The 24,097-nt window shown below is 62.4% G+C and carries 21 protein-coding genes and 1 riboswitch; of the genes, 4 read left to right on the top strand and 17 right to left on the bottom strand.

Annotated features, from left to right (window positions below; genetic code table 11):
• Positions 1-109 precede the first annotated feature (109 nt).
• Positions 110-3,580 (top strand): hybrid sensor histidine kinase/response regulator, encoded by a 3,471-nt coding sequence (locus TU82_RS01155; protein WP_057721314.1) that lies wholly within the window; start codon positions 110-112, stop codon positions 3,578-3,580.
• Between the two features lie 463 nt (positions 3,581-4,043).
• Here the strand turns inward: TU82_RS01155 and TU82_RS01150 are convergent, their stop codons facing one another.
• Together TU82_RS01150 and TU82_RS01145 are read right to left on the bottom strand one after the other, a co-directional pair.
• Complete coding sequence (locus tag TU82_RS01150; RefSeq protein WP_164484690.1) at positions 4,044-5,408, bottom strand: DNA recombination protein RmuC; 1,365 nt, start codon at positions 5,406-5,408, stop codon at positions 4,044-4,046.
• Positions 5,409-5,583: 175 nt separating this feature from the next.
• The gene (locus TU82_RS01145) at positions 5,584-5,907 is read right to left on the bottom strand and encodes an SEL1-like repeat protein (protein ID WP_057721312.1); all 324 of its coding nucleotides are present in this window, start codon (positions 5,905-5,907) and stop codon (positions 5,584-5,586) included.
• A gap of 885 nt (positions 5,908-6,792) precedes the next feature.
• Here TU82_RS01145 and TU82_RS01140 point away from each other — a divergent pair.
• Both TU82_RS01140 and TU82_RS01135 read left to right on the top strand, forming a co-directional pair.
• Positions 6,793-7,017 carry a hypothetical protein gene (locus tag TU82_RS01140; RefSeq protein ID WP_010208698.1) on the top strand — a complete coding sequence of 75 codons (225 nt, stop codon included), beginning with the start codon at positions 6,793-6,795 and terminating at the stop codon, positions 7,015-7,017.
• 489 nt (positions 7,018-7,506) lie between these two features.
• Complete coding sequence (locus tag TU82_RS01135; RefSeq protein ID WP_057721311.1) at positions 7,507-8,784, top strand: OmpP1/FadL family transporter; 1,278 nt, start codon at positions 7,507-7,509, stop codon at positions 8,782-8,784.
• A 106-nt stretch (positions 8,785-8,890) separates the two neighbouring features.
• On the opposite strand, the gene TU82_RS01130 is transcribed toward TU82_RS01135, so the two are convergent.
• From TU82_RS01130 to cobO, 13 genes are all read right to left on the bottom strand, one after another.
• Positions 8,891-9,442, bottom strand: coding sequence for a glutathione peroxidase (locus TU82_RS01130; protein ID WP_057721310.1), 552 nt, complete (start codon positions 9,440-9,442; stop codon positions 8,891-8,893).
• Between the two features lie 150 nt (positions 9,443-9,592).
• Positions 9,593-10,801: an MFS transporter gene (locus TU82_RS01125; RefSeq protein WP_057721309.1), complete on the bottom strand. Its 1,209-nt coding sequence runs from the start codon at positions 10,799-10,801 to the stop codon at positions 9,593-9,595.
• Positions 10,802-10,856: 55 nt separating this feature from the next.
• On the bottom strand, positions 10,857-11,261 hold the full coding sequence (locus TU82_RS01120; RefSeq protein WP_057721308.1) for a MarR family winged helix-turn-helix transcriptional regulator: 405 nt from the start codon (positions 11,259-11,261) through the stop codon (positions 10,857-10,859).
• Between the two features lie 42 nt (positions 11,262-11,303).
• The gene (locus TU82_RS01115; RefSeq protein ID WP_057721307.1) at positions 11,304-12,032 is read right to left on the bottom strand and encodes an adenosylcobinamide-GDP ribazoletransferase; all 729 of its coding nucleotides are present in this window, start codon (positions 12,030-12,032) and stop codon (positions 11,304-11,306) included.
• Positions 12,033-12,034: 2 nt separating this feature from the next.
• Positions 12,035-12,610, bottom strand: a complete 576-nt coding sequence (gene cobC, locus TU82_RS01110) for an alpha-ribazole phosphatase family protein (protein WP_057721306.1) — start codon at positions 12,608-12,610, stop codon at positions 12,035-12,037.
• Positions 12,607-13,662, bottom strand: a complete 1,056-nt coding sequence (gene cobT / locus TU82_RS01105) for a nicotinate-nucleotide--dimethylbenzimidazole phosphoribosyltransferase (RefSeq protein ID WP_057721305.1) — start codon at positions 13,660-13,662, stop codon at positions 12,607-12,609. Before cobT ends, cobC begins: the two co-directional genes overlap by 4 nt.
• Complete coding sequence (cobU, locus tag TU82_RS01100) at positions 13,659-14,180, bottom strand: bifunctional adenosylcobinamide kinase/adenosylcobinamide-phosphate guanylyltransferase (RefSeq protein ID WP_057721304.1); 522 nt, start codon at positions 14,178-14,180, stop codon at positions 13,659-13,661. The genes cobT and cobU overlap by 4 nt, the downstream gene beginning before the upstream one ends.
• Positions 14,181-14,760: 580 nt before the next feature.
• On the bottom strand, positions 14,761-16,212 hold the full coding sequence (locus tag TU82_RS01095; protein ID WP_057721303.1) for a cobyric acid synthase: 1,452 nt from the start codon (positions 16,210-16,212) through the stop codon (positions 14,761-14,763).
• Entirely contained in the window at positions 16,209-17,198 is a 990-nt protein-coding gene (gene cobD / locus TU82_RS01090; protein ID WP_057721302.1) for a threonine-phosphate decarboxylase CobD, read from the bottom strand. Before cobD ends, TU82_RS01095 begins: the two co-directional genes overlap by 4 nt.
• Entirely contained in the window at positions 17,191-18,099 is a 909-nt protein-coding gene (gene cbiB / locus TU82_RS01085; protein WP_057721301.1) for an adenosylcobinamide-phosphate synthase CbiB, read from the bottom strand. The genes cobD and cbiB overlap by 8 nt, the downstream gene beginning before the upstream one ends.
• Positions 18,096-18,746 (bottom strand): 5,6-dimethylbenzimidazole synthase, encoded by a 651-nt coding sequence (gene bluB / locus TU82_RS01080; RefSeq protein ID WP_057721300.1) that lies wholly within the window; start codon positions 18,744-18,746, stop codon positions 18,096-18,098. Before bluB ends, cbiB begins: the two co-directional genes overlap by 4 nt.
• A complete protein-coding gene (locus TU82_RS01075; RefSeq protein WP_057721299.1) occupies positions 18,743-20,125 on the bottom strand; it encodes a cobyrinic acid a,c-diamide synthase CobB in 1,383 nt (460 codons plus the stop codon). The genes bluB and TU82_RS01075 overlap by 4 nt, the downstream gene beginning before the upstream one ends.
• Positions 20,122-20,733: a cob(I)yrinic acid a,c-diamide adenosyltransferase gene (gene cobO / locus TU82_RS01070; RefSeq protein ID WP_057721298.1), complete on the bottom strand. Its 612-nt coding sequence runs from the start codon at positions 20,731-20,733 to the stop codon at positions 20,122-20,124. Before cobO ends, TU82_RS01075 begins: the two co-directional genes overlap by 4 nt.
• A gap of 79 nt (positions 20,734-20,812) precedes the next feature.
• A riboswitch (cobalamin riboswitch) is annotated at positions 20,813-21,069 on the bottom strand.
• A gap of 99 nt (positions 21,070-21,168) precedes the next feature.
• Between cobO and TU82_RS01065 the strand changes: the two genes are divergently transcribed.
• Positions 21,169-22,482: a PQQ-dependent sugar dehydrogenase gene (locus TU82_RS01065; RefSeq protein ID WP_057721297.1), complete on the top strand. Its 1,314-nt coding sequence runs from the start codon at positions 21,169-21,171 to the stop codon at positions 22,480-22,482.
• Positions 22,483-22,616: 134 nt separating this feature from the next.
• On the opposite strand, the gene TU82_RS01060 is transcribed toward TU82_RS01065, so the two are convergent.
• Together TU82_RS01060 and TU82_RS01055 are read right to left on the bottom strand one after the other, a co-directional pair.
• The gene (locus TU82_RS01060) at positions 22,617-23,156 is read right to left on the bottom strand and encodes a C40 family peptidase (protein ID WP_057721296.1); all 540 of its coding nucleotides are present in this window, start codon (positions 23,154-23,156) and stop codon (positions 22,617-22,619) included.
• A gap of 144 nt (positions 23,157-23,300) precedes the next feature.
• Positions 23,301-23,930 carry a C40 family peptidase gene (locus TU82_RS01055; protein WP_057721295.1) on the bottom strand — a complete coding sequence of 210 codons (630 nt, stop codon included), beginning with the start codon at positions 23,928-23,930 and terminating at the stop codon, positions 23,301-23,303.
• Positions 23,931-24,097: the final 167 nt, after the last annotated feature.

The raw sequence follows: 24,097 nt of genomic DNA, 5'->3' as shown, positions 1-24,097 counted from the left end.
GACATCACGTCGCGCTCAGACCTTGGTCGACACTGACTAACCCCATGCATCATGCGAGACTGTCCAACCGGGCCCGCACGGCCCGGGTGTTCTTATGCTCGGAGTTACCATGACGCTGTCCAGCGGGCTGATCGCCGCCGTTGCCCTGGCCTATATGGCCATTATGTTTGCCATCGCCTTTTACGGTGACCGCCGCCACGCGCCGCTGCCGCCGCGTGTGCGTGCGTGGGTGTACAGCTTGTCGCTGGCCGTGTATTGCACCAGCTGGACGTTCTTCGGCGCCGTGGGCCAGGCGGCCGAACAGCTGTGGGCATTCTTGCCGATCTACCTGGGGCCGGTGCTGTTGCTGGTGCTGGCGCCCTGGGTGCTGCAGAAGATGATTCTGATCAGCAAGCAGGAAAACATTACGTCCATCGCCGACTTCATCGCCGCCCGCTACGGTAAATCCCAGTCCCTGGCGGTGGTGGTCGCGTTGATCTGCCTGGTGGGCGTATTGCCTTATATCGCCCTGCAGCTCAAGGGCATCGTGCTCGGCGTGAACCTGTTGATCGGCTCCGGGCCCGACACCACGGGCACCCGGGCACAGGACACCGCTTTGGTGGTGTCGCTGGTGCTGGCGCTGTTCACCATCGTGTTTGGTACGCGCAACCTCGACGCCACCGAACACCACCGGGGCATGGTGCTGGCGATTGCCTTTGAAGCACTGGTCAAGCTGTTCGCATTCCTGGCGGTCGGTGCGTTTGTCACCTACGGGCTGTACGACGGTTTCGCCGACCTGTTCAGCAAGGCGATGCTCGCACCGCGCCTGGAAGAATACTGGAAGGAGACCATCAACTGGCCGTCGATGGTGGTACAGACCGGCGTCGCGATGATGGCGATCATCTGCCTGCCCCGGCAATTTCATGTGACGGTGGTGGAGAATATCGACCCACAGGACTTGCGCGTGGCCAAGTGGGTGTTCCCGGCTTATCTGATCCTTGCCGCGCTGTTCGTGATCCCCATCGCTCTGGGCGGCAAGATGCTGCTGCCCGGCTCGGTACTGCCGGACTCCTACGTGATCAGCCTGCCGATGGCCGAAGCCCACCCGGCCCTCGCCGTACTGGCCTTCATTGGCGGCGCCTCGGCGGCCACCGGCATGGTGATCGTGGCCAGCATTGCCTTGTCGACCATGGTCTCCAACGACATGCTGCTGCCCTGGCTGTTGCGTCGCTCCAGCGCCGAACGGCCCTTCGAAGTGTTCCGCCACTGGATGCTGTCGGTACGCCGGGTCAGCATCGTGATCATTTTGCTGCTGGCCTATGTGAGCTACCGGCTGCTGGGCTCTACCGCGAGCCTGGCGACCATCGGCCAGATCGCGTTTGCCGCCGTGACCCAGCTGGCCCCGGCGATGCTCGGCGCGCTGTACTGGAAACAGGCCAACCGGCGCGGGGTGTTCGCGGGCCTGGCGGCGGGCACATTCCTGTGGTTCTACACCCTGGTCCTACCGGTTACCGCGAAAAGCCTGGGCTGGTCGCTGGCTCTTTTCCCTGGCTTGACCTGGATGCACTCGCACCCGTTCGGGCTGTCCGTGACCTCACTGACCTTGGGCACGGTGTTCTCCCTGGCGGGTAATTTCACGCTGTTCGTGTGGGTGTCGATGCTGTCGCGTACACGGGTCTCCGAACACTGGCAGGCCGGCCGCTTTATCGGTCAGGAAATCAGCCAGCGCGCCAGCGCCCGCTCCATGTTGTCGGTACAGATCAGCGACCTGCTCAGCCTGGCGGCGCGCTTTGTCGGTGAAGAACGAGCCCAGCAGAGCTTTATCCGTTTCGCCTATCGCCAGGGTAAAGGCTTCAACCCCAACCAGAATGCCGACAACGATTGGATCGCCCACACCGAACGTTTGCTGGCGGGCGTACTCGGTGCGTCCTCGACGCGCGCCGTGGTCAAAGCCGCCATTGAAGGGCGGGACATGCAGCTGGAGGACGTGGTCCGGATCGCCGACGAAGCCTCCGAAGTGCTGCAATTCAACCGCGCCCTGCTGCAAGGTGCGATCGAAAACATTACCCAGGGCATCAGCGTGGTGGATCAGTCGCTCAAGCTGGTGGCCTGGAACCGGCGCTACCTGGAGCTGTTCAACTACCCCGACGGCCTGATCAGTGTCGGCCGGCCGATTGCCGACATCATCCGCTACAACGCCGAGCGCGGCCTGTGCGGCCCCGGTGAGGCGCAGGTGCATGTGGCGCGACGCCTGCACTGGATGCGCCAGGGCCGTGCGCACACGTCCGAGCGGCTGTTTCCCAACGGTCGGGTGATCGAGCTGATCGGCAACCCGATGCCAGGCGGCGGTTTCGTCATGAGCTTCACCGACATCACCGCGTTCCGCGAAGCCGAACAGGCGCTGACCGAGGCCAACGAAGGCCTCGAACAACGGGTGACCGAGCGCACCCATGAACTCTCGCAACTCAACGTCGCGTTGACCGAGGCCAAGGGCGTGGCCGAATCCGCCAGCCAGTCCAAGACTCGCTTTCTGGCGGCCGTCAGCCATGACCTGATGCAACCGCTGAACGCCGCACGCCTGTTCTCCGCCGCCCTCTCCCACCAGCACGATGGCCTTTCCAGCGAGGCCCGGCAACTGGTGCAGCACCTGGACAGTTCGCTGCGCTCGGCCGAGGATTTGATCAGCGATTTGCTGGATATCTCACGCCTGGAAAACGGCAAGATCAATCCCCAACGCCAGCCGTTCGTGCTCAACGAGTTATTCGACACCCTGGGCGCCGAATTCAAGGCACTGGCCCATGAGCAGGGCTTGCGTTTTCGTTTGCGCGGCAGTCGCCTGCGGGTGGACAGCGACATCAAGTTGCTGCGGCGGATCCTGCAGAATTTCCTGACCAACGCCTTTCGCTATGCCGACGGGCCGGTGCTGCTCGGCGTACGTCGCCGCCAGGGCCAGTTGTGCCTGGAAGTCTGGGACCGTGGCCCCGGCATCCCGCTGGATAAACAGAAAGTGATTTTCGAAGAGTTCAAGCGCCTGGACAGTCACCAGACCCGCGCCGAAAAGGGCCTGGGCCTGGGTCTGGCGATCGCCGACGGCCTGTGCCGCGTGCTGGGCCATCGCCTGAGCGTACGCTCCTGGCCGGGCAAGGGCAGCGTGTTCAGTGTGCGTGTGCCGCTGGCGCGCAACCAAGTCAGCCCGCAGCACCTGCCCTCTCAGGAAAACGGCCTGCCGCTGAGCGGCGCGCAGGTGTTATGCGTGGATAACGAAGACAGTATCCTCATCGGCATGCGCAGCCTGCTCACGCGCTGGGGCTGCCAGGTATGGACCGCCACCAGCCAGGCTCAATGCGCGGCCCTGCTGGCGGAGGGCATGCGCCCGCAACTGGCGCTGGTGGATTACCACCTGGACCACGGCGAGACCGGCACTGAATTGATGGGCTGGCTGCGCGCGCAATTGGCCGAGCCGATTCCGGGCGTGGTGATCAGTGCCGACGGCCGTGCGGAGACGGTGGCCCAAGTGCATGCGGCGGGGCTGGACTACCTGGCCAAGCCGGTGAAACCGGCGGCGTTGCGGGCGCTGTTGAGTCGGCATCTGCCGCTCTAAAAAGGTCGCACTCCGTCAAATGTGGGAGGGGGCTTGCCCCCGATGGCGGCCTCTGGGCCGACCAGGATGTTGGATCAGATCGAGTACATATCCGTTTCTGCGGTAACGGCCACTTAGGGTTCCGCCCTGACGGCGGCTCACTTTTGAAAAGCGCAAAAGTAAGCAAAACGCTCTTGCCCCACCACTCGGCACCTCGCTTAGGCTCGGTGTGCCCGAACGCAAGCTTGAATCCGTGGGCCGCCGCAATGGGCCATCCATGGCCCAGTGCGGCTAACCCGGCGTCCTGCCGGGTTGCCCACGGATTCAAGCCTGCGTTCGGCCAGCGTGGTTTAACGGGGCGCCTAAGATCAAAAGCAGATCAAGAGCGACTCGCTTCGCATCGTGGTTACGGCTGGGCGCTACAGAGTTGTGTAGATACCTATGGCCATCGGGGGCAAGCCCCCTCCCACATTTTGATCTGCGGTTATTCGGGCAGATGCGCCACACCGTCAGAATCGGTCATTGCCCTTTCCAGCAGATCCGCCGGCAGGCTTTTGCTGGCGCGGGCGCCGAGCAATCTCAGCTGCTCGGTGCGGCTGACCAGATTTCCGCGTCCGTCCGTCAGCTTGTTGCGCGCTGCGCTGTAAGCCTTGTCCAGCTGCTGCAGGCGATTACCCACTTCGTCCAGATCCTGGATAAACAGCACGAACTTGTCATACAGCCAACCGGCGCGCTCGGCGATTTCCCGCGCGTTCTGGCTCTGGCGCTCCTGCTTCCACAGGCTGTCGATCACCCGCAGGGTGGCCAGCAAGGTGGTCGGGCTGACAATCACGATATGGCGATCAAAGGCTTCCTGGAACAGGTTCGGCTCGGCTTGCAGCGCGGCGGAAAACGCCGCTTCGATGGGTACGAACAAGAGCACGAAATCCAGGCTGTGCAAGCCTTCCAGACGCTTGTAATCCTTGCCGGCCAAGCCCTTGACGTGATTGCGCAAGGACAATACATGCTGCTTCAACGCCGCCTGGCCAATCACCTCGTCGTCCGCCGCCACGTACTGCTGATAAGCGGTCAGGCTGACCTTCGAGTCAACCACCACCTGCTTGTCGCCCGGCAGCATGATCAGCACGTCCGGCTGGAAACGTTCGCCATCCGGGCCTTTGAGGCTGACCTGGGTCTGGTACTCGCGACCTTTTTCCAGGCCCGCATGTTCCAGCACCCGCTCCAGGATCAGTTCGCCCCAGTTACCCTGGGTTTTCTGGCCCTTGAGGGCGCGGGTCAGGTTGGTGGCTTCGTCCGACAGGCGCAGGTTCAGTTGCTGCAGGCGTTCAAGCTCCTTGGCCAGGGAAAAACGCTCGCGCGCTTCGTTCTGGTAGCTTTCTTCAACGCGCTTCTCGAAGGACTGGATGCGCTCCTTGAGCGGGTCCAGTAACTGCCCCAGCCGCTCCTGGCTGGTTTCGGCGAAGCGTTGTTCGCGCTCATCGAAAATCTTTCCGGCGAGTTCGGCAAACTGCGCGCGCAGCTCATCGCGGGAACCTTGCAGGTCGGCGAGACGTTGTTGATGACTGTCCTGCTGTTCACGCAGCTCGGCGCGCAAGGCTGCGGCCAAGGCGTCGAGACGCCGCAGTTCGGTTTCCTTGGCGCTGCGGTCAAGATTCCAGGCATGGGCGGCGTCGCGGGCGTTATCGCGGTCGATCTGCAACAGCTCGACTTCTCGGCGTACCGCAGCCAGGTCGGCCTGCTTGGCGGCGTTGGCCTGGCTCAGATCGCTGATCTCGTCGCGGCTGGCGTCCAACTGGGCGGCGAGCCCTTCCTGGGCCAATTGCGCAATCGCCAGACGTTCTTCCAGCAGCTCCCAGCCGGTGGTGCGCGCGGTCAGCCGCCGCTGGATCTGCCAGCACCACGCCAATAAAGGCAGGGCTGCACCGGCAAACCCAAGGGCGACACTGGTCCAGTCAAACACCATAGTCATTTCTGCCTTCACCCAAAAACAGCAAGGTTAACCAAGCAAGGCACGGGAGGACAGCTCAGTCTTCGACCTGGCCCAATTCGCGCTGGGCGCGACGGTCACCGGCGCGGGCCGCCGAACGCAGCAGGTCCTGGCCGATACGCCGGTCGCGGGCATTTTCGCATTCACGGCACATCAATTGGCCCAGGCGGCTCTGCGCGGCAACCACGCCTTCGCGGGCTGGCTGCTTGAGCAGACGACCAGCCAGATGCTTGATATTGGTACTCTGCCCCAGGCGCGGGCTGTCGAGCAGCCATAACGCGACCTTCAAAGAGAATCGCTTGGGCGCGGTAACAGTTTGGGGAGTACCGGTAACAGAGGGTGATACTGAGCGAAACTTCATAAAGCACTGTGGGACAGAACGGAAGGCGCGCCACTCTACTCTTTTTTTCGTACAGGTAAAGCTCAAAAATCGCTGCACGCCCGTTCTAGAGCAAGCGCTTGGGACAATCCACAGAACCTGTGGATAACTCAGTGGACAACCCGGCTTTAACTCGCGCAAAGCCCCATGGAACGGGGGCTGCAGTCAAACTGACGATTTTTTCACCAATAAAAAAAAGCGAGATTTTTCATTGACTTAAATTTTGATTGCAGGCAAATGGGCAGGATTCCAGGCTGTTGCCAGCAACGTTACACCCGCTGCGACTAATGTGCACAAGTACCCAGTCAACGGTTATATCTGCGGCTTTTTTGATCCCACACGCTCGAAAAATGTTACGTCCAGCAAACCGGGGGCTTTTAAAACGGGCCGCAGCCCGCCACACGCCCACGTCGGCAACGGTTAATTGGGATTTTTTCACCCGGCCACTTCCTTTCCTTGTTTCGATCCATTACTATCGGCAGCGTTAGTACCAAGCTGAAAGTCAATTCTGGTCGAACATATCCCTTGAACCACATGGGATCGACCACCTCGATGGTTTCCAGGTATCACTTGCGACGACACGGCCTTTGAACAAGCAAAGGGTGTCGCGAAGTCTCCATACTCTGACCGAACCAACCTGCAAATTGATCAGGATCTTCACCCTGGGCCCAGAACCTTTGCCCCTGTTGTGTTGCCTGCCCTCCTAAGTACCTACCTGCCAGCCCAAGCGCGCCTCATTCAATAGCGCTTCAAACTGGCTGCTTTGTTCCAGTCGGGTTCTTCGTTTGATCAATGGTGATCAACGTCACTGGAACGTTTTAATACGGCACGGTTCTTATCTGTGTCATTTGTAGGAACACCCATAATATGAACGCTCAAATCCACACTCAGGATGCCATTCGCACCCTCACCAACGCTTTTGCCCCAATGAACTGCCTGATCATGGCCGCTCGCAAAGGCTGCTTCAGCTTCACTCTGGTCAACGAACACGGCATCGCGCGTCACAGCGAGCGCCTGTACCCCGATCAATACTCCAGCGCAGAACCGCTGCAGGCCGTGATCGAGCGTACCCGTCAGGCATTGATTGCCTGATCGACCCGAGTCGCTGAAACACAAAAACCCTGTCTGAAAAACAGGGTTTTTTATTGCCTGGAATTTAGCCAGGCGCTTTTTACTAATCACGAATAGATATAACCGTTATAACCGAATAAATAAGATGTTTTAAAAACAGTCCTTTACAGGATGAATATGACACTACACTTCAACTCAAGCGGCATGATCCGCTTGCGACGGGCCTGAGATCCGATTCACCGCTGCCAAGCCCGCCTTCTCGGGCCCGTCATTCATTAAAAATATTTTGCCCTCAAGTACGCGCGCGAGATTTCCACCAGGCCTGGCAAACCTGTGTCTCCCCTATGAAAGAGGTGGGCTGTTGACCGGGCAATTTGCAAGATTCGCCAAAAAACCGTAAATCTGGTCGGATTGTCCTACAAAACCGCTCTATCTCCTGCGTTACAGGCTATAGCGCGATGTGAGATTTATTGATACTTTCCGCAGCGGTGATCACACGGAGTTCTAATAATGAAAAAAGTAATGCTCAAGACCACACTTAGCCTCGCCGTTGCCATGGCCTCCTCCCACCTGTTCGCCAGCGGCTTCGCCCTGAACGAACAGAGCGTCAGCGGGATGGGTACCGGTTTCGCGGGTCGCTCTTCTTCTGCCGATGATGCAAGCACGGTCTATGGCAACCCTGCCGGTATGGCTCGCCTGAACGGCCAGCAGATCACCGGCGGTGTCGCAGCCATCGATGCCTCCACCGACCTGAGCGATACCAGCGGTCGCTCCGCCGGCAGCAACAAAGGCGATATGGTGCCGTTCACCGCCGTCCCTTTCGGTTTCTACACCAATAAACTCAACGATCAGTGGTCTGTGGGTTTCGGCGTCTATGCACCGTTCGGCCTGATAACTGACTACGAAAGCGGCTTCCAGGGCCGTGGCTTCGGCAGCAAAAGCGAAGTGAAAGTCATGACCTTGCAACCGACGGTCAGCTACGCCTTCAATGATCGCGTTTCCGTGGGTTTTGGCCCGACCATCAACCGCATTGCCGGTACCCTGGAATCGGACCTGACGCTGAACCCCCGCGCGCCGGACACCAACATCAAGATCAAGGGTGACGACACCGCGCTGGGCTTCAACATCGGCGTGCTGGTACAGGCCACCGATACCACCCGCGTCGGCCTGACCTATCATTCCAAGGTCAGCTACAAGCTGGACGGCCACACCGAAGTCACCGCACCGACCGCGACCTCGCCGTTCCTGCGCAGCAATCGCTACGACGCTTCGCTGAAGATCGACACGCCTGAGTCCTACGACCTGTCGGTGACCCAGGACCTGACCGACGCCTGGAAACTCTACGCCGGTGCGACCTGGACCCGCTGGAGCCGCCTGAAAGACATCACCGTCAAGAACGAAGGCGTGACGGCCGCAGCGGGTGGCGCACTGGCCCCCGGCCTGGTCAGCACCATCAAGGAAGACCAGAACTGGCACGACACCTGGGCTTACGCCGTGGGTACTTCGTACCAGCTGACCAAGCAGGTGGTATTGCGTACCGGCCTGACGTTCGACCAGTCGCCGACCAACAACACCGACCGCTCGCCGCGCATTCCCACCGGCGACCGCACCATCTTCAGTCTGGGCCTTGGCTACGAGGTCATGCCGAACATGACCATCGACGTGGCTTACTCCTACCTGAAGGAAGAGGACGTCAAGGTTGCACGCTCCAACCAACTGGCCAGCTACAACGCCAAGTATGAGAACAGCGCCAACGGTTTCGGCCTGGGCATGACCTACCGCTTCTGATTCATGGCGACATAAAAAGCCCCGCTCTCCTGCAAAGGAGGCGGGGCTTTTCAATGGACGCTCATGTATTGATCGTTCCCTCGCTCCGCGTGGGAACGATCCTGTATCAGGGTCTGGAAGCTATTGCCTGCTCCACCGCCTTGATCAGCTCCGGACTGTCGGGCTTGGTCAGGCTGGAAAAGTTGGCGATCACCTTGCCTTGGCGATCCACCACGTACTTGTAGAAATTCCACTTCGGCGGCGTGTCGGTCTGCTGCGCCAGGCTCTTGAACAGGTGCACCGCGTCCGGCCCCTTGACCTTCTGCGGCTCGGTCATGGTGAAGGTCACGCCGTAATTGACGTAGCAGACCTTGGCCGTTTCCTCGCCGGTCTTGGCCTCCTGCTTGAAGTCGTCCGAAGGCACACCAATCACCTCCAGGCCTTCGCCCTTATAGCGCTGATACAAAGCTTCGAGGCCTTTGAATTGCGGGGCGAAGCCGCAAAAGCTTGCCGTATTGACGATCACCAGAGGCTTGCCTGCAAAACGCTGGCACAGGTCAATGGACTCCTTGGCCCGCAGCTTGGGCAATTGGCCTTCCAGCAACGGCGGGCATCCGGCGGCCAGGGCCACACTGCCAGCAGCCATCAGGACGGGTAGAGCGAGCCAGCGCATCAACATATCAAAGGTCCTTGATTCGGTTCAGACACAGAACTTAACAGATCGCCATGCCCAACTGCATTAACGCCAGGCCGCCTTGCTGCCAGCCCCACCAGGCCAGCAGCAGCAACACCAGCGTCGCCGCCAGGATCAAGCACCGCAGCGCTGCACTCATGCCGCCTCCATTTGCGCCTGCACACGCGCCACCGGCCGTTCGCGCACCGGCCAGTTAAGGGCCGCCGCGAGCAGGCTGAGCAGGATCGCCACTTGCCAGATCAAGTCATAGCTACCGGTTCGATCATAGACCACCCCGCCCAACCAGCCACCAAGGAACGAGCCGAGCTGATGGAACAGGAACACAATCCCGCCCAACATCGAAAGGTTTCGCACGCCGAACAAGGTGGCCACGGTGCCGTTGGTCAGCGGTACGGTGGACAGCCAGAGAAACCCCATGGCCATGCCAAACAGGTATGCCGTGACCTCGGTGATCGGCGCCCACAGAAACAGCACGATCACCACCGCACGCAACAGGTACAGGCCAGTGAGCAAGCGCGGCTTGGACATGCGCCCACCCAGCCAGCCGGCGGTGTAGGTGCCGAACACATTGAACAGGCCGATCAGGGCCAGCACCGTGGTACCCACCGTGGCCGGCAGATGCTGGTCCACCAGGTACGCCGGCAGATGCACACCGATAAACACCACCTGGAATCCGCAGACGAAAAAGCCGAAGGCCAGCAGCCAGAACCCGGAGTGGGAGCACGCCTCCTTCAACGCTTCGCGCAGGGTCTGTTGGCCGACCGTCACCGGCAGCGGTTTATCCTTGAGCATGGCCACCAGCGGCAGGATCAACGCAACCATCAAGCCCAGCGCCAGCAGCGCCGCCGACCAGCCCAGCCAACCAATCAGGCCGAGAGTACCCGGCACCATGGCGAACTGGCCAAAGGAGCCGGCGGCGCTGGCGATGCCCATGGCCATGCTGCGTTTTTCCGCTGGGACGGCGCGGCCGACCACGCCGAGAATCACTGAAAACGATGTGCCGGACAAACCGATGCCGATCAGCAATCCGGCGCTCATGGACAATGACCATGCCGAGTCCGCCATGCCCATCATCACCAGGCCCACGGCGTACAACACGCCGCCGACAAACACCGCCCTGGTCGCACCGAAACGGTCGGCCAAGGCCCCGGTAAATGGCTGCGCCAGTCCCCATATCAGGTTCTGCAAGGCAATGGCGAAGGCGAACGTCTCACGCCCCCAGCCGAATTCGCTGCTCATCGGCGCCAGGAACAGGCCGAAGCCGTGCCGCACGCCCAGGGACAACGCCAGGATCAGCGCACTCCCCAAAAGAACCCAGCCACTGGTGCGCCACATCGAGGTCATTTTCTTATTCTCCGCTCGCGGGTATATACCCGCTTATAGTCGGACAAACCGCCGTTCAGGCGAGTTCATCGAGCAAGGCCAACAGGGTTTCGCGCTTCTCGGCGCCAAGCTGATCGATCAATTTTTGTTGCGCCGCTTCCCATGCCGGCAGGGCAGCCGCCAGGCGCTGCTCGCCCGCCTCCGTCAACACCACCAGGCGGTTGCGCAGGTCATCGCCCTCGACCAACCGCACCAAGCCCTCACCTTCCAGTACGCGCAGATTGCGTCCCAGGGTGCTGCGGTCCAGGCCCATGGCTTCGGCCAGGCTGGAAATGCTCGGCTGATCGAGACGTTGCAGGTTGCACAGCAAGGAATACTGCGCAACGTTGATCCCGAAGCCGTCGAGGGCGCCGTCGTAATGCCTGCTGACGCCACGGGCGGCACGTCGCAGGTTGGTGCATAAACATTGGGAGGCAAGCATGGAGCGTGTATATACCCGGAGTTGAGGAAATGCAAGGAAGTGTTACAACGCCAGCCCGATCAACACAGCCGTTTCCAGCAGTTCCAGCAGGGCGCCGGCGGTATCGCCGGTGGTGCCGCCGAGGCGCTTGACCATCACCTGGCGCAAGCCGATAAAACACACGGCAGCAAGCAGCACCGCCAACCCACCGTTGAACCCGCCGATCAGGATGCAGGCCAGGCCGCTGAGGATCAGCACCTGTTGGCCGACAACCCTGGGCAAATGATCCGACAGCGCCTGACCCAATCCACCCGCGCGCACATAACGCGTGGTCAGAAACAGCGCCAGCATCGACGCCCGGCCGATCAACGGCGCAAGCATCAGCGCAGCGCCATTGTGCTGCTCGATCAGCGCCACCAGCGCGGTGAACTTGAGCAGCAACACCAGGCCCAGGGTGACCACGGCAATGGGCCCGCTGCGTGGGTCCTTCATGATGGTGAGGGTGCGCTCACGGTCGCCGAAGCCACCCAACCAGGCGTCGGCACTGTCCGCCAGGCCGTCCAGGTGCAGGCCACCGCTGAGCAGCACCCAGGCGCTCAACAGCAGCGCGGCGTGCAGCAACAGTGGCGTGCCCATCAACAAAGCGTTCAGACCCCACAGCAGCAGGCCGAACAGTACGCCCACCAGCGGATAAAACAGCAGCGAACGCCCCAGTTGCTGCGGCTGCGGCATGCCCGGCAGGCGAATCGGCAGGCTGCTCAGGAACTGCAGGGCGATCCAGAATGGCAGCATGGTCAGCCTCTTTCCTTCAACGTGCCATCGACAGCCACCTGCAGGCCGAACAGCCCGCCATGGCCGACTTCGACATTCAGCAATAGTTCGCGGGGCAAGCCGCGCGCGCGCGCCAACAGCAGCCGCATCACGCCGCCGTGACTGATCAACAGCACGCGCTCACCGGCATGGGCCTGGCGCAGACGTGACACAGCACCCAGCACCCGCTCGGAAAATGCGCACACCGGTTCACCCTGCGGCGGCGTAAAACTGTAGGGATCGGCCCAGAACAAGCCCAGGCCCTCGGCATCGGTTTCCATCAACGCCGCCGCGCTCTGCCCTTCCCAGGCGCCGAAGTGCAGCTCCTGCAGGTCATTTTCCAGGCTGACCGGAAGGTTCAGATGCTCGCCCAGTTCCTCGGCAAAGCGCGCGCAGCGCTGCAACGGCGAGCTGATCAGCCGGTCCCACGGCCCCTGCCCCACGACGGCGGCACGCATCTGCTCCCAACCTTTTGCGGTCAAGGCGTCATCCAGGCTGCCGCGCAGGCCGCCGCCCAACTCGGTTTCACCGTGGCGCAGCAGGTCCAGGTGCAAGGTCATGCGGGGCGATCCGCCACGGCCGCTTCGGCGAAGGTCGCCATCTGTCCGTGCAACGCACAGGCCAGGCGCAGCAGCGGCACCGCCAACGCCGCACCGCTGCCTTCGCCCAGGCGCAGGCCCAGGTCGAGCAGAGGCTGCGCGTCAAGGCTGTGCAGCACGTGGCGATGGCCCGGTTCGGCACCCCGATGACCAAACACCAGCCAGTCACGGCATGCCGGGTTCAGGCGCGTGGCGACCAGCGCGGCGACGCTGCAGATAAACCCGTCCACCAGCACTACGATGCCTGCCTGGGCGCAGGCCAGGTAGGCACCGACCAGCGCGGCGATTTCAAAGCCCCCCAGGTTGAACAGCGTCTGCAGCGCGTCGTCGCGCTGGGCCGCGTGCCGTTTCAGGCCGCGCTCGATGACCGCCACCTTATGGCTCACACCCTGGGCATTCAAACCCGTGCCCGGCCCGGTCAGGTCAATCACCGCGCAATCAAGCAGCGCACAGGCCAAGGCACTGGCGGCGGTGGTGTTGCCGATGCCCATCTCCCCTCCGACAAACAGCTGTGCGCCGTCTTCCAGGGCGCGGCGTGCGCTGTCTCGTCCGGCTTGAAGGGCCTGGCATCCCTGAGCGGGGGTCATTGCCGGGCCGTTGACGAAGTTGGCCGTGCCCCCGCCGATATTCAGGTGACGCACGCCGGGTAACGCCAGGGATGGCGTCACCGTGCCGAGATCAACCACTTCCAGCTGCGCATCCAGCTGCCGGGCCAATACGCTGATGGCCGCGCCACCGGTGACAAAGTTGTGCAGCATCTGCCCGGTCACTTCCTGGGGAAACGCCGACACACCTTCGGCGACCACGCCATGGTCGCCGGCAAAAATCGCGATCCACAGCTGATCCACCGACGGCTTGACCCGGCCCTGCAAACCGGCCAATTGCACCGCCAGCGCTTCCAACTGGCCGAGGGAACCGGCGGGCTTGGTCAACTGCTGCTGACGGTCCCGCGCCTGTTCCTGCGCAGAAGCATCGATGGCCTTACAGGGGTTGATCCACCAGGAATCGGTCATAGCGCACTACCTTTCAAAGTCAGGGGCAGGCCGGCCACCGTCAGCACCACACGCTGACACCGCTCGGCCAAGGCTTGATGCAGCCAACCGGCTTCATCCACATAACGGCGAGTCAATTCGCCCAGCGGCACGACACCCAGTCCGGTCTCGTTGCTGACAAAAATGATTTCCCCCGGCAGCGACGCCAGGGTTTGCAGCAGTTGATCGCGCTCGAAGGCCAAGCGCTCGGTGTCTTCCAACATCAGCAGATTGGTCAGCCACAGGGTCAGGCAATCCACCAGCAGGCAGCGTCCGGCAGCAGCGTTTTCGCGCAACACCCGCGCCAGTTCGACGGGTTCTTCAATCAAGCCCCAGTGATCTGGGCGCCGTTCGCGATGCAAGGCAACGCGCTGATTCATCTCACCGTCCAGCGGTTGGCTGGTGGCGATATAGATCACGGAGAGACCACTGTCGCCGGCGAGCTTTTCAGCCAGACGACTCTTGCCCGAGCGAGCGCCGCCAAGAATTAATTGATGCATGAACACATACCTTCCAAGGCCCGCCGACCGGCTGAGGCCGCCACCGAAAAATGTGGGAGGGGCGGTGCGACGACTCGACTTGCCCCCGATGAGGGAGTGACAGTGAATACATTGATAGCTGACCCACCGCCATCGGGGGCAAGCCCCCTCCCACATTTAGTCCACTCAGTAGCGCCCAAGCCTAACCACGATGCGCAGCGAGTCGCTTTTGATCTTGATCTTAGGCGCCCCGTTAAACCACGCTGGCCGAACGCAGGCTTGAATCCGTGGGCAACTCGGCAGGACGCCGGGTTAGCCGCCCCGCGCCATGGATGGCGCGTGGCGGCGGCCCACGGATTCAAGCCGGAGAGAGGGCACACCGAGCCCAGGCGAGGTGCCGAGTGGTGGGGCAAGAGCGTTTTGCTTACTTTTGCGCTTTTCAAAAGTGAGCCGCCGTAAGGGCGGAACCCTAAGTGGCCGTTACCTAAATAATGGATATGTACTTGATCTGATCCAAAATACTGGCCAACCCAGAGGCCGCCATCGGGGGCAAGTCGAATCGTCGCACCGCCCCTCCCACATTCTGTCCGCGTACATACCGTCAAAGCCCGCATAGTTCGCGCAACAAGTCCGTATCCAGATGGTTCTCCACCAAATCCGCCAACCGCTCGATATCCCGCTCACGCAGCGCGTGATAATCCACCTCCTGCACGTCCTGCAAACCCGCCCAGCGCAACAACGCGCTGCACGCGGCCGGGGTTTCGAACAGCCCATGCAGGTACGTCCCGAGAATCTGCCCATCAGCACTCTGCGCACCCTCACTGCGCCCATCATCGAGCAGCACGGCGGCATTCGACAGCGCCGCGCCGCTCGTCACCCCCGCATGAATCTCATACCCGCTGACCTCGGCGTCCTCCAGCAACAAGCGCCCGCGCACATTGCGCAACTGCTTCTCCTGCGCAAGCGTGGTACTGAACGCCAGCAGCCCCAACCCGTCACTGCAGCCGGCGGTTCCTTCCAGGCCAAGCGGGTCATGCACCTGCTCGCCGAGCATCTGCAACCCGCCGCAAATGCCCAGCACCTTGCCGCCATAGCGCAAATGCCGCGCCAAGGTCGTGTCCCAGCCATTGGCACGCAGATACGCCAGATCACTGCGCACACTTTTCGACCCCGGCAGGATGATCAGGTCGGCAGCCGGGATCGGCTGGCCCGGCCCGACGAATTGCAGATCCACCTGCGGATGCAGGCGCAGCGGATCGAAATCCGTGTGGTTGCTGATGCGCGGCAGCACCGGCACCACCACCTTGAGCACCTGGGCGGCCTTGGCGATCTGGCGCTGATCGATGCCGTCCTCGGCCTCCAGGTGCAGGTCCATCACATAGGGCAGCACGCCCACCACCGGCTTGCCGGTGCGCGCCTGCAGCCAATCGAGCCCCGGTTGCAGCAGCGCGATATCACCGCGAAAACGGTTGATGATGAACCCCCGGACCCGTGCCTGTTCGCTGGGGGACAACAACTCCAGCGTGCCGACCAGATGGGCGAATACCCCGCCGCGATTGATGTCGGCGATCAACAGCACCGGGCAGTCCACGGCCTCGGCGAAGCCCATATTGGCGATGTCATTGGCGCGCAGGTTGATTTCAGCCGGCGAGCCCGCGCCCTCGACCATGACCACCGCATAGGCCTGGCTCAACCGTGTGTGGGAGGCCAGCACCGCCTGCATCGCGATGGCCTTGTAATCATGGTAGACGACCGCGTTCATGCTGGTCACGGCGCGGCCATGGATGATCACTTGGGAACCGGTGTCGCTGTTGGGCTTGAGCAGCACCGGGTTCATGTCGGTGTGGGGCGCCAGGTTGGCGGCCTGCGCCTGTACGGCCTGGGCGCGACCAATCTCGCCGCCTTCGGCAGTCACCGCGCTGTTAAGCGCCATGTTCTGTGGCTTGAAAGGTGCTACTGGCACCCCCTGACGTATCAGCCAGCGACACAGCGCGGTCACCAGCGTGCTTTTACCGGCGTCGGAGGTGGTGCCCTGCACCATCAATGTGGTCATGTCACTTCCTTGTAGGCGGCCAGGGCCGTCTCGAGACGCTGCCAATCGGCCTCGCTGTCGGGCAGGCCGAAACGCACGCTGCTGTTGTGCACGAACAGGCGCAACAGAATGCCGCGCTGGGCCATGAATGCGTGCAAGCGTTCGGCGTGCGGTGTGATCAACCACTGGAACAAGGCGCAGCCGCCATTGGGTTCAAAGCCCTGACGCTGCAGCAGGTCGAACAGACGCTGGCCGGCCTCGATGCAACGGGTGCGCTGGCGGGTATGACCGGCGCTGTCGCGCAGGCAGTGCTGGCCAATCACCCGTGTCGGCCCGCTGACCGCCCAGGGCCCGACCTGTTCGGCCAACAACTTGAGCAACCTGCGCTCGGCCAGCACAAAGCCCAGGCGCACGCCGGCCAGGCCGAAGAACTTGCCGAATGAGCGCATCACGATCAAGCCGACCTGATGGGTGTGACTGGCCAGGCTCAAATGCGGGGTAACGTCCATGAAGGCCTCGTCCACCACGAGCCAGCCGCCACGCTGGGCCAGCCGCGTATGCCAGTCGAGCAAGCGCTCCGGGGACAGGCTCAAGCCAGTGGGGTTGTTGGGGTTGACCACCACCAGCACGTCCAGGCCGTCGAGAAAGAAGTCGACTTCCTGCTCCTGCACTTCGCGTACGACATAACCGGCACGCCGCCAGGCCTCGGCGTGCTCGGCATAGCACGGCGACAGCACCCCGACCTTGCCCGAACGGCGCAGGCGCGGCAGTAACTGGATCGCGGCCTGGGAGCCCGGCACCGGCAACACGTGAGCGGCGCCGTAGTAGTCGCCGGCCGCTTTCTCCAGGCCGTCATCGACTTCAGGTAAACGCGCCCAGGCGCGCAAAGGAATCTCGGGAATCGGCCATGGCCAGGGCGCCAGGCCACTGGACAAATCAAGCCAATCCGCTTCGGCGATCCCGTATTCAATTGCGGCCTTACGCAGCCGACCACCGTGTTCAAGCATAAAATTGCGCCCCCGCGCACAGGATCAGCAGCCACAACCATACGCCGCGCTGCACCAGTTGCCAGCCGCGGTCGATGGCGTCAGCGTCGGCCGGCGGACCTTCGCCCAACGGCGGGCGCTGGTGCAGCTCGCCGTGATAGATCGCCGCGCCGCCCAGTTCAACACCCAACGCGCCCGCGCCGGCGGCCATCACCGGGCCGGCGTTGGGGCTGTCCCAGGTCGGACCCTGGGTGCGCCAGCATGTGAGCGCCAGGCGCGTCTTGCCCAGCAGTGCGTAGGTTACTGCCACCAGACGTGCAGGAATATAGTTGAGCCCATCGTCGATCTTCGCCGCCGCCCAGCCAAAGCGTTCGAAGCGTTCATTGCGATAGCCCCACATGGCGTCGAGGGTGTTGCTCAGGCGATAGAGCACCACGCCCGGCACGCCGGCGACCACAAACCAGAACAGCGCGGCGAACACGGCGTCGCTGCCGTTTTCGAGCACCGACTCGGTGGCGGCGCGGGCCACTTCGGTGTGATCCAACTCGCTGGTCTGGCGGCTGACCAGATAGCTCACGCGTTTGCGCGCCTCTTCCAGGTCGTCGCTGCGCAGGGCCTGGGCGACCGGGATGACATGCTCACCCAGGCTGCGCATGCCCAGGGCGCAGTACAGCGCCAGGATTTCCAGCACCCAACCGATATAAGGCGCCCAGGATAATGCGGTGGCCAGCAGGGTCAGCGGCACCACCGCAATAAACCAGGCGGTCACGCCATGGCTGCGCCAGCCACGGCCCCCTGTGTTGAAACGTTGCTCGATGCGCCCGGCAAAATTGCCGAACGCCACCAGCGGATGCCAGCGCCTGGGCTCGCCCAGCAGCGCATCCAGCGCCACCGCGGCGACACACAGCAAGGCCACACTCATTGACTCACTCCCCACAGGTTTTCATACAGCATGTCACTCAACGGCCGAGGTTCGGTCCAGCCTTCGAGTTGCAACATCGGTGCCGGATAGAACTGCGCGACCGGTCCCAGGCACAGCACCGCCAGGGGTTTGGCGCCCGCCGGCAACCCCAGCAGGTCGGCCAGGGCCTGGGGCTCGAACAGCGAGACCCAGCCCATGCCCAGGCCCTCGACGCGGGCGGCCAGCCACAGGTTCTGAATCGCGCAGGACAAGGACGCCATGTCCATTTCCGGCAAAGTGCGACGGCCGAAGATGTGCCGCTCGCGATCGTCCATCAGCGCCGCCACCAGCACTTCGGCGCAGTCGTGGATGCCTTCGACCTTGAGCTTCATGAAGTCATCGGAACGCTCGCCCAGGGCCTCGGCGGTGCGGATGCGCTCTTCTTCCACCAGGTGTTGAATCCGGCCCCGCAATTGACGGTCGCTGATACGGATGAAGCGCCACGGCTGCATCAAGCCGACGCTCGGCGCCTGGTGGGCGGCCTGGAGCAGGCGCTGCAGTAATTCAGGCGCGACGGTGCCGCCGCTGAAATGGCGCATGTCGCGGCGTTCGGCGATGGCGCGGTAGACGGCTTGGCGGTCGGGCTCGGGGAAGGCGTGGTCAGTCATGGCCCTATCGGGGGCAAGCCCCCTCCCACAGGTGATTGCATTTCAAATGTGGGAGGGGAGTTGCTCCCGATAGCGGTATCGGGACCTGGCGCAAACAAAGCGGCCACCGCTGCCGGATTGGATGGAAAGTAAAAGTGCACATAGGAGGCCGTCATCCGCCCCTGCCGATAGACCGCCTCGGCCCCGCGCCCGCCATTGGGGCTGAGCCCGCGGGCGATCGGTTCCCACTCAGTGCTGGTCAAGGAGTGGTGATAGGTATGCCCGCGCAACGTGCCCTCGGGCAGCTCCACGCTTTGCAGCGCCAGGGCCGCCAATTTCTTTTGCATCACGGCATCGCCCTGCAGCAGGCCGAGCAGTTCGGCGCGATTGCCGTCGACATCGGTAAGCGAGTCGAGCAGATACAGCATGCCGCCACACTCGGCGAGCAATGGCTTGCCGGCGGCATGATGGGCGCGGATCGCCTCGAGCATCGGGATGTTTTCCGACAGCGCCTGGTGATGCAGCTCCGGGTAGCCGCCTGGCAGATAGAGGCTGTCGACCGCAGGTAATACGCAGTCATGGATCGGGGAAAAGAAGCTCAACTCGGCCCCCATTGCCCGCAGCAGGTCGAGGCTGGCGCCGTAGGTAAAGGCGAAGGCTTCGTCACGGGCTACCGCAATGCGGACTCCGGCGAGCAGCGGCTCGGCCGCGATGACTTCGGGCGCGGCAAACGTCACCGGCGGCGGCACGGCCACTTCGCAACTGCTGCCCAGCGCATGGGCGGCGGCGTCCAGGCGCGCGTCGAGGTCATTGAGTTCGCTGGCTTGCACCAGACCCAGGTGACGGCTGGGCAATTCAATACCGGTTTCGCGCGACAGCGCGCCGTACCAGCGCAACCCTTCGGTCAGGCTGCCCTCGAGCAACTGCGCATGGCGCAGCGTGCCGACGCGGTTGGCCAGCACGCCGGCGAATGGCAGGTCCGGCTGGTAGCGCGCCAGGCCCAACGCGAGCGCGCCGAAGGTCTGCGCCATGGCCGTACCGTCGATCACCCCCAGCACCGGCACACCGAAATGCCGCGCCAGGTCGGCGCTGGACGGGGTGCCGTCGAACAGGCCCATCACGCCTTCGATCAGGATCAGGTCGGCCTCCCCCGCCGCTTCCCACAACAAGCGACGACTTTCCTGCTCGCCGACCATCCACATGTCCAATTGATACACCGGCGCGCCGCTGGCGCGTTCGTGAATCATCGGGTCAAGAAAGTCCGGCCCGCATTTGAATACGCGGACCTTGCGCCCCAGGTTGCGGTGCAAACGCGCCAACGCGGCGGTGACGGTGGTTTTGCCCTGGCCGGACGCCGGTGCGGCGATCAATACGGCCGGGCAATGACGGGGCTGATTCAAAGTTCGACGCCTTTCTGAGCCTTGATACCGGCCTGGAACGCGTGCTTGAGCATGCCCATGTCGGTGACGGTATCAGCCATTTCAATCAGTTCAGGCTTGGCGCCACGACCGGTGACCACCACGTGCTGCATCGGCGGACGGGCTTGCAGGTCGCTGAGCACCTGATCCAGGTCGAGGTAGCCGTGCTTGAGCGCGATGTTCAACTCGTCCAGCACCACCAGGCCGATGGAAGGGTCATTGAGCATCGCCCTGGATACCGCCCAGGCGGCTTCGGCGGCGGCGATATCGCGCTGGCGATCCTGGGTTTCCCAGGTAAAGCCTTCGCCCATCACATGGAAGCGCACTTGTTCGGGGAAACGGCGGAAGAACAGCTCTTCGCCGGTACTGTGACGCCCCTTGATGAACTGCACCACGCCACACTGCATGCCATGGCCCATGGCCCGGGCCAGCATGCCGAAAGCGGAGCTGCTCTTGCCCTTGCCGTTGCCGGTCAGCACCAGCAGCAAACCGCACTCATTGGGCGAATTGGCGATGCGTTCATCGATCACGGCTTTTTTGCGCAGCATGCGCGCCAAGTGGCGTTCGTCGCGGTCGGGGGTATCGGTCATGGCAGCTCTCCGTTGGGGCTGGACAAAAACGGCGGGCAGGAAAAAAGAAAAACAGACTGCCAAGCATCGCCCACCGTGATGCTGTTGGATGTTTCAGGCCGGTCTCCGGGCTCATGAGTGGCGCGCTGTCTATGTAAAAGACCGTGCAGGCCAACGGCGCGCCTTCCCATATCACCTGCGATACAGTGGCCAACAGCGCCGTCTTGACTCATTTACCGTTGCGGGGGCAGCGCCGGAATTGCGGCAGCACTGTGTACAAGTGCGCTCACTCACCGGCTTCCCTGTTTCACTCCGTCGACGCGTACGCCACAGAGCACCTGGAACAAGCCGCGAAGGTTAGTGGGTTGGGGGTGGAGCGTCAATTAAAGCTGGTCCTGTACTTGAACCATCAAGGTGATGTGCTTCTCTACCCTTACAGGTATTCAGGAGAACACCATGCATAAAACCAGACTTGCCTTACTGATCATGCTGGCCGGCACCCTCGCCGCCTGCGGAGAAAGCTCCACCCTGCAGGTGGCGGACGGCACCGGGCCATCGCCCCGGTTGCCGGAGCCGAACAAGACGCTGATCCCCACCGTGAACATCGCGCCGGCTATCGGTTGGCCCGACGGCGCCAGGCCAACCGCCGCCGCCGGCACGCAGGTGGCCGCATTCGCCGAGGGCCTGGAGCATCCGCGCTGGCTCTATGTGCTGCCCAACGGCGACATACTGGTGGCCGAGACCAACGCACCGCCCAAGCCGGATGACACCAAGGGCATTCGCGGCTGGGTCATGGAAAAAGTCATGGGCCGCGCCGGCGCGGGTGTGCCGAGCCCGAACCGCATCACCCTGCTGCGCGACGCCGACCACGACGGCGTCGCCGAAACGCGCACGGTGTTCCTGGAAAACCTCAACTCGCCATTCGGCATGGCGCTGGTCGGCAACGACCTGTACGTGGCCGACTCGGACAAGTTGCTGCGCTTCCCCTATCAGCCTGGCGAAACCGCGATCAAGGCGGCCGGCACCAAGGTCGTCGACTTGCCGGGTGGCAGCCTCAACCATCACTGGACCAAAAACGTGGTGGCCAGCCAGGATGGCAGCAAGTTGTATGTCAGCGTCGGCTCCAACAGCAACGTCGGCGAGAACGGCCTGGAAGCCGAAGAAGGCCGGGCGGCGATCTGGGAAGTGGACCGTGCCACGGGCCAGCATCGTATTTTCGCCTCCGGCCTGCGCAACCCCAACGGCATGGCCTGGGAACCCCAGAGCGGCAAGCTGTGGACGGCGGTGAACGAGCGCGATGAGATCGGCAGTGACCTGGTGCCGGACTACATCACCTCGGTCAAGGATGGTGCGTTCTACGGCTGGCCGTTCAGCTACTACGGGCAACATGTGGATGTGCGCGTCACGCCGCAGAACCCGCAACTGGTGGCCAAAGCCATTGCGCCGGACTATGCGGTCGGCCCGCATACCGCGTCGTTGGGGCTGACCTTCGCGCAAGGCAGCAAGCTACCGGCGCAGTTCAGCAACGGTGCATTCATCGGCCAGCATGGCTCGTGGAATCGCAAGCCGCACAGTGGCTACAAGGTGATCTTCGTGCCGTTCGAGGGTGGGCAGCCCAAAGGCAAGCCGGTGGATGTGCTGACCGGGTTTCTCGACAAGGATGAGAACGCCATGGGTCGGCCGGTGGGCGTAGTGATCGATCAGCAGGGGGCGTTGCTGGTGGCTGATGATGTGGGGAATAAGGTGTGGCGGGTTTCCACTGCCAAATAAAGATTTCCGAGACAGATACAAAAACCAATGTGGGAGGGGGCTTGCCCCCGATAGCGGTGGATCAGCTGAAAATCTATCAACTGACCCGCCTCATCGGGGGCAAGCCCCCTCCCACATTTGAATCTATGTCTGACTCAGGGATTGCGTGCCAGGTTGGCCGGCAGCACGCGCTTGGCACTCAGGTAAGCATTCTGCCAATACGCCTTGGACAGCGTGTCCAGCTTCACCGTACCGCCGGTCTGCGGCGCGTGCACAAAGCGGCCTTCGCCCACGTAGATCCCGGCGTGGCTGACCCGCGAGCCGCCACCGGTGGCGAAGAACAGCAGGTCACCGGTCTGCAGGTTTTGCTCGCTGACGTCCTGGGCGCGCATCACGATCAGCTCACGGGTGGTACGCGGCAGCGAGATACCGGCCGCATCGCGATAGACGAAGCCAATCAGGCCGCTGCAATCAAACCCCGAGTCCGGTGTGTTGCCGCCCCAACGATAAGGCGTGCCGACCAGGCCCAGCGCGCGGAAGAGCACGTCTTCAGCGGCAGGCGAAAAATTCTGGGTGGAATAGTTGAACACCGGCTTGGGCTTGACCGCGACGGGAGCGGGCGGCGGTGGACGGTTCGCGCAGGCGCTGAGGAGCGCGGCGCAAACAAGCAGAATGACGCGGGCCGAGGTCGACATGTGCAGAACAATCCTGGTCTGGATGCGGCTTTCGCTGCCGAACGCTGAAAACCAGAACGCGCAAGCAGGGCTCGCGCGAACGGATTACAGCAATGTCCAGGGATTCTAGCGCTTACGCGTCAAACTTCAAGTATCACTTTAACTTTACTTACTGGCGGTAACCGTAGCGGGAGCCATGGCGAGTGCGCGCTTGGCTTCGATGAAGGTCTTGCTCCAGTAGCTGTCGCCCAGGTTATCGACCCGCACCCCACCGCTGCGGCGGCTGCTGGAGTGGATAAACTGGTTATCGCCCAGGTAGATACCGGCGTGGCTGACCCGACCGCGACCGGCTGTACTGAAGAAAAGCAGATCACCGGGCTTGAGGTTGTTGCGCGCGACCAACGGTGCTTTGACGTTGATCATTTCTCGGGTGGAGCGCGGCAGGTTCATGCCGGCTTCTTCACGAAACAGGTAGCCGATAAAACCGCTGCAGTCGAAACCGGCTTCGGAAGTGCCGCCGAAACGGTAGCGGGTACCGATCAGGGACATACCGCGTTCGAGAATGCTGTCGGCCAGAACGGGGAGTTGGTAAGGCTTGCTGCCGGAGAAGTCGGCGAGTTCTTTTTCGGTTGCCAGCTCTTCTTCATAAACAGAAGCAGACTGTGCAGCAACGAATTTAGCCTGATTTTGAACCTGTGGTTTTTGCTGTTCTGCCACCTGCTGAGGGTGGGAGGCGCAACCAAACAACAGGGTAACGAGTGCGAGAGGCACGAGGGGTGCGAAGCGATTTAGCATGGGCACGACCGTGGCTGATGTGTAAAGAAGGCGAGACTATGCCCGCTATCACATCGATTTGCAAATTCAATCGAGTTCTTTGTGACTTCTTGTTTGGACTATGCCATCTAAGCCCTTGATCCCTGATACCTGCCTTCTGCGTGGCCAAACCGGCTCCAACGCAGGTT

The sequence above is a fragment of the Pseudomonas orientalis genome, from assembly GCF_001439815.1.
GTDB lineage: Bacteria > Pseudomonadota > Gammaproteobacteria > Pseudomonadales > Pseudomonadaceae > Aquipseudomonas > Aquipseudomonas orientalis.
The sequence above is the reverse complement of the archived record's forward strand: the minus strand, read 5'-3'. Positions and strand labels throughout refer to the sequence as shown.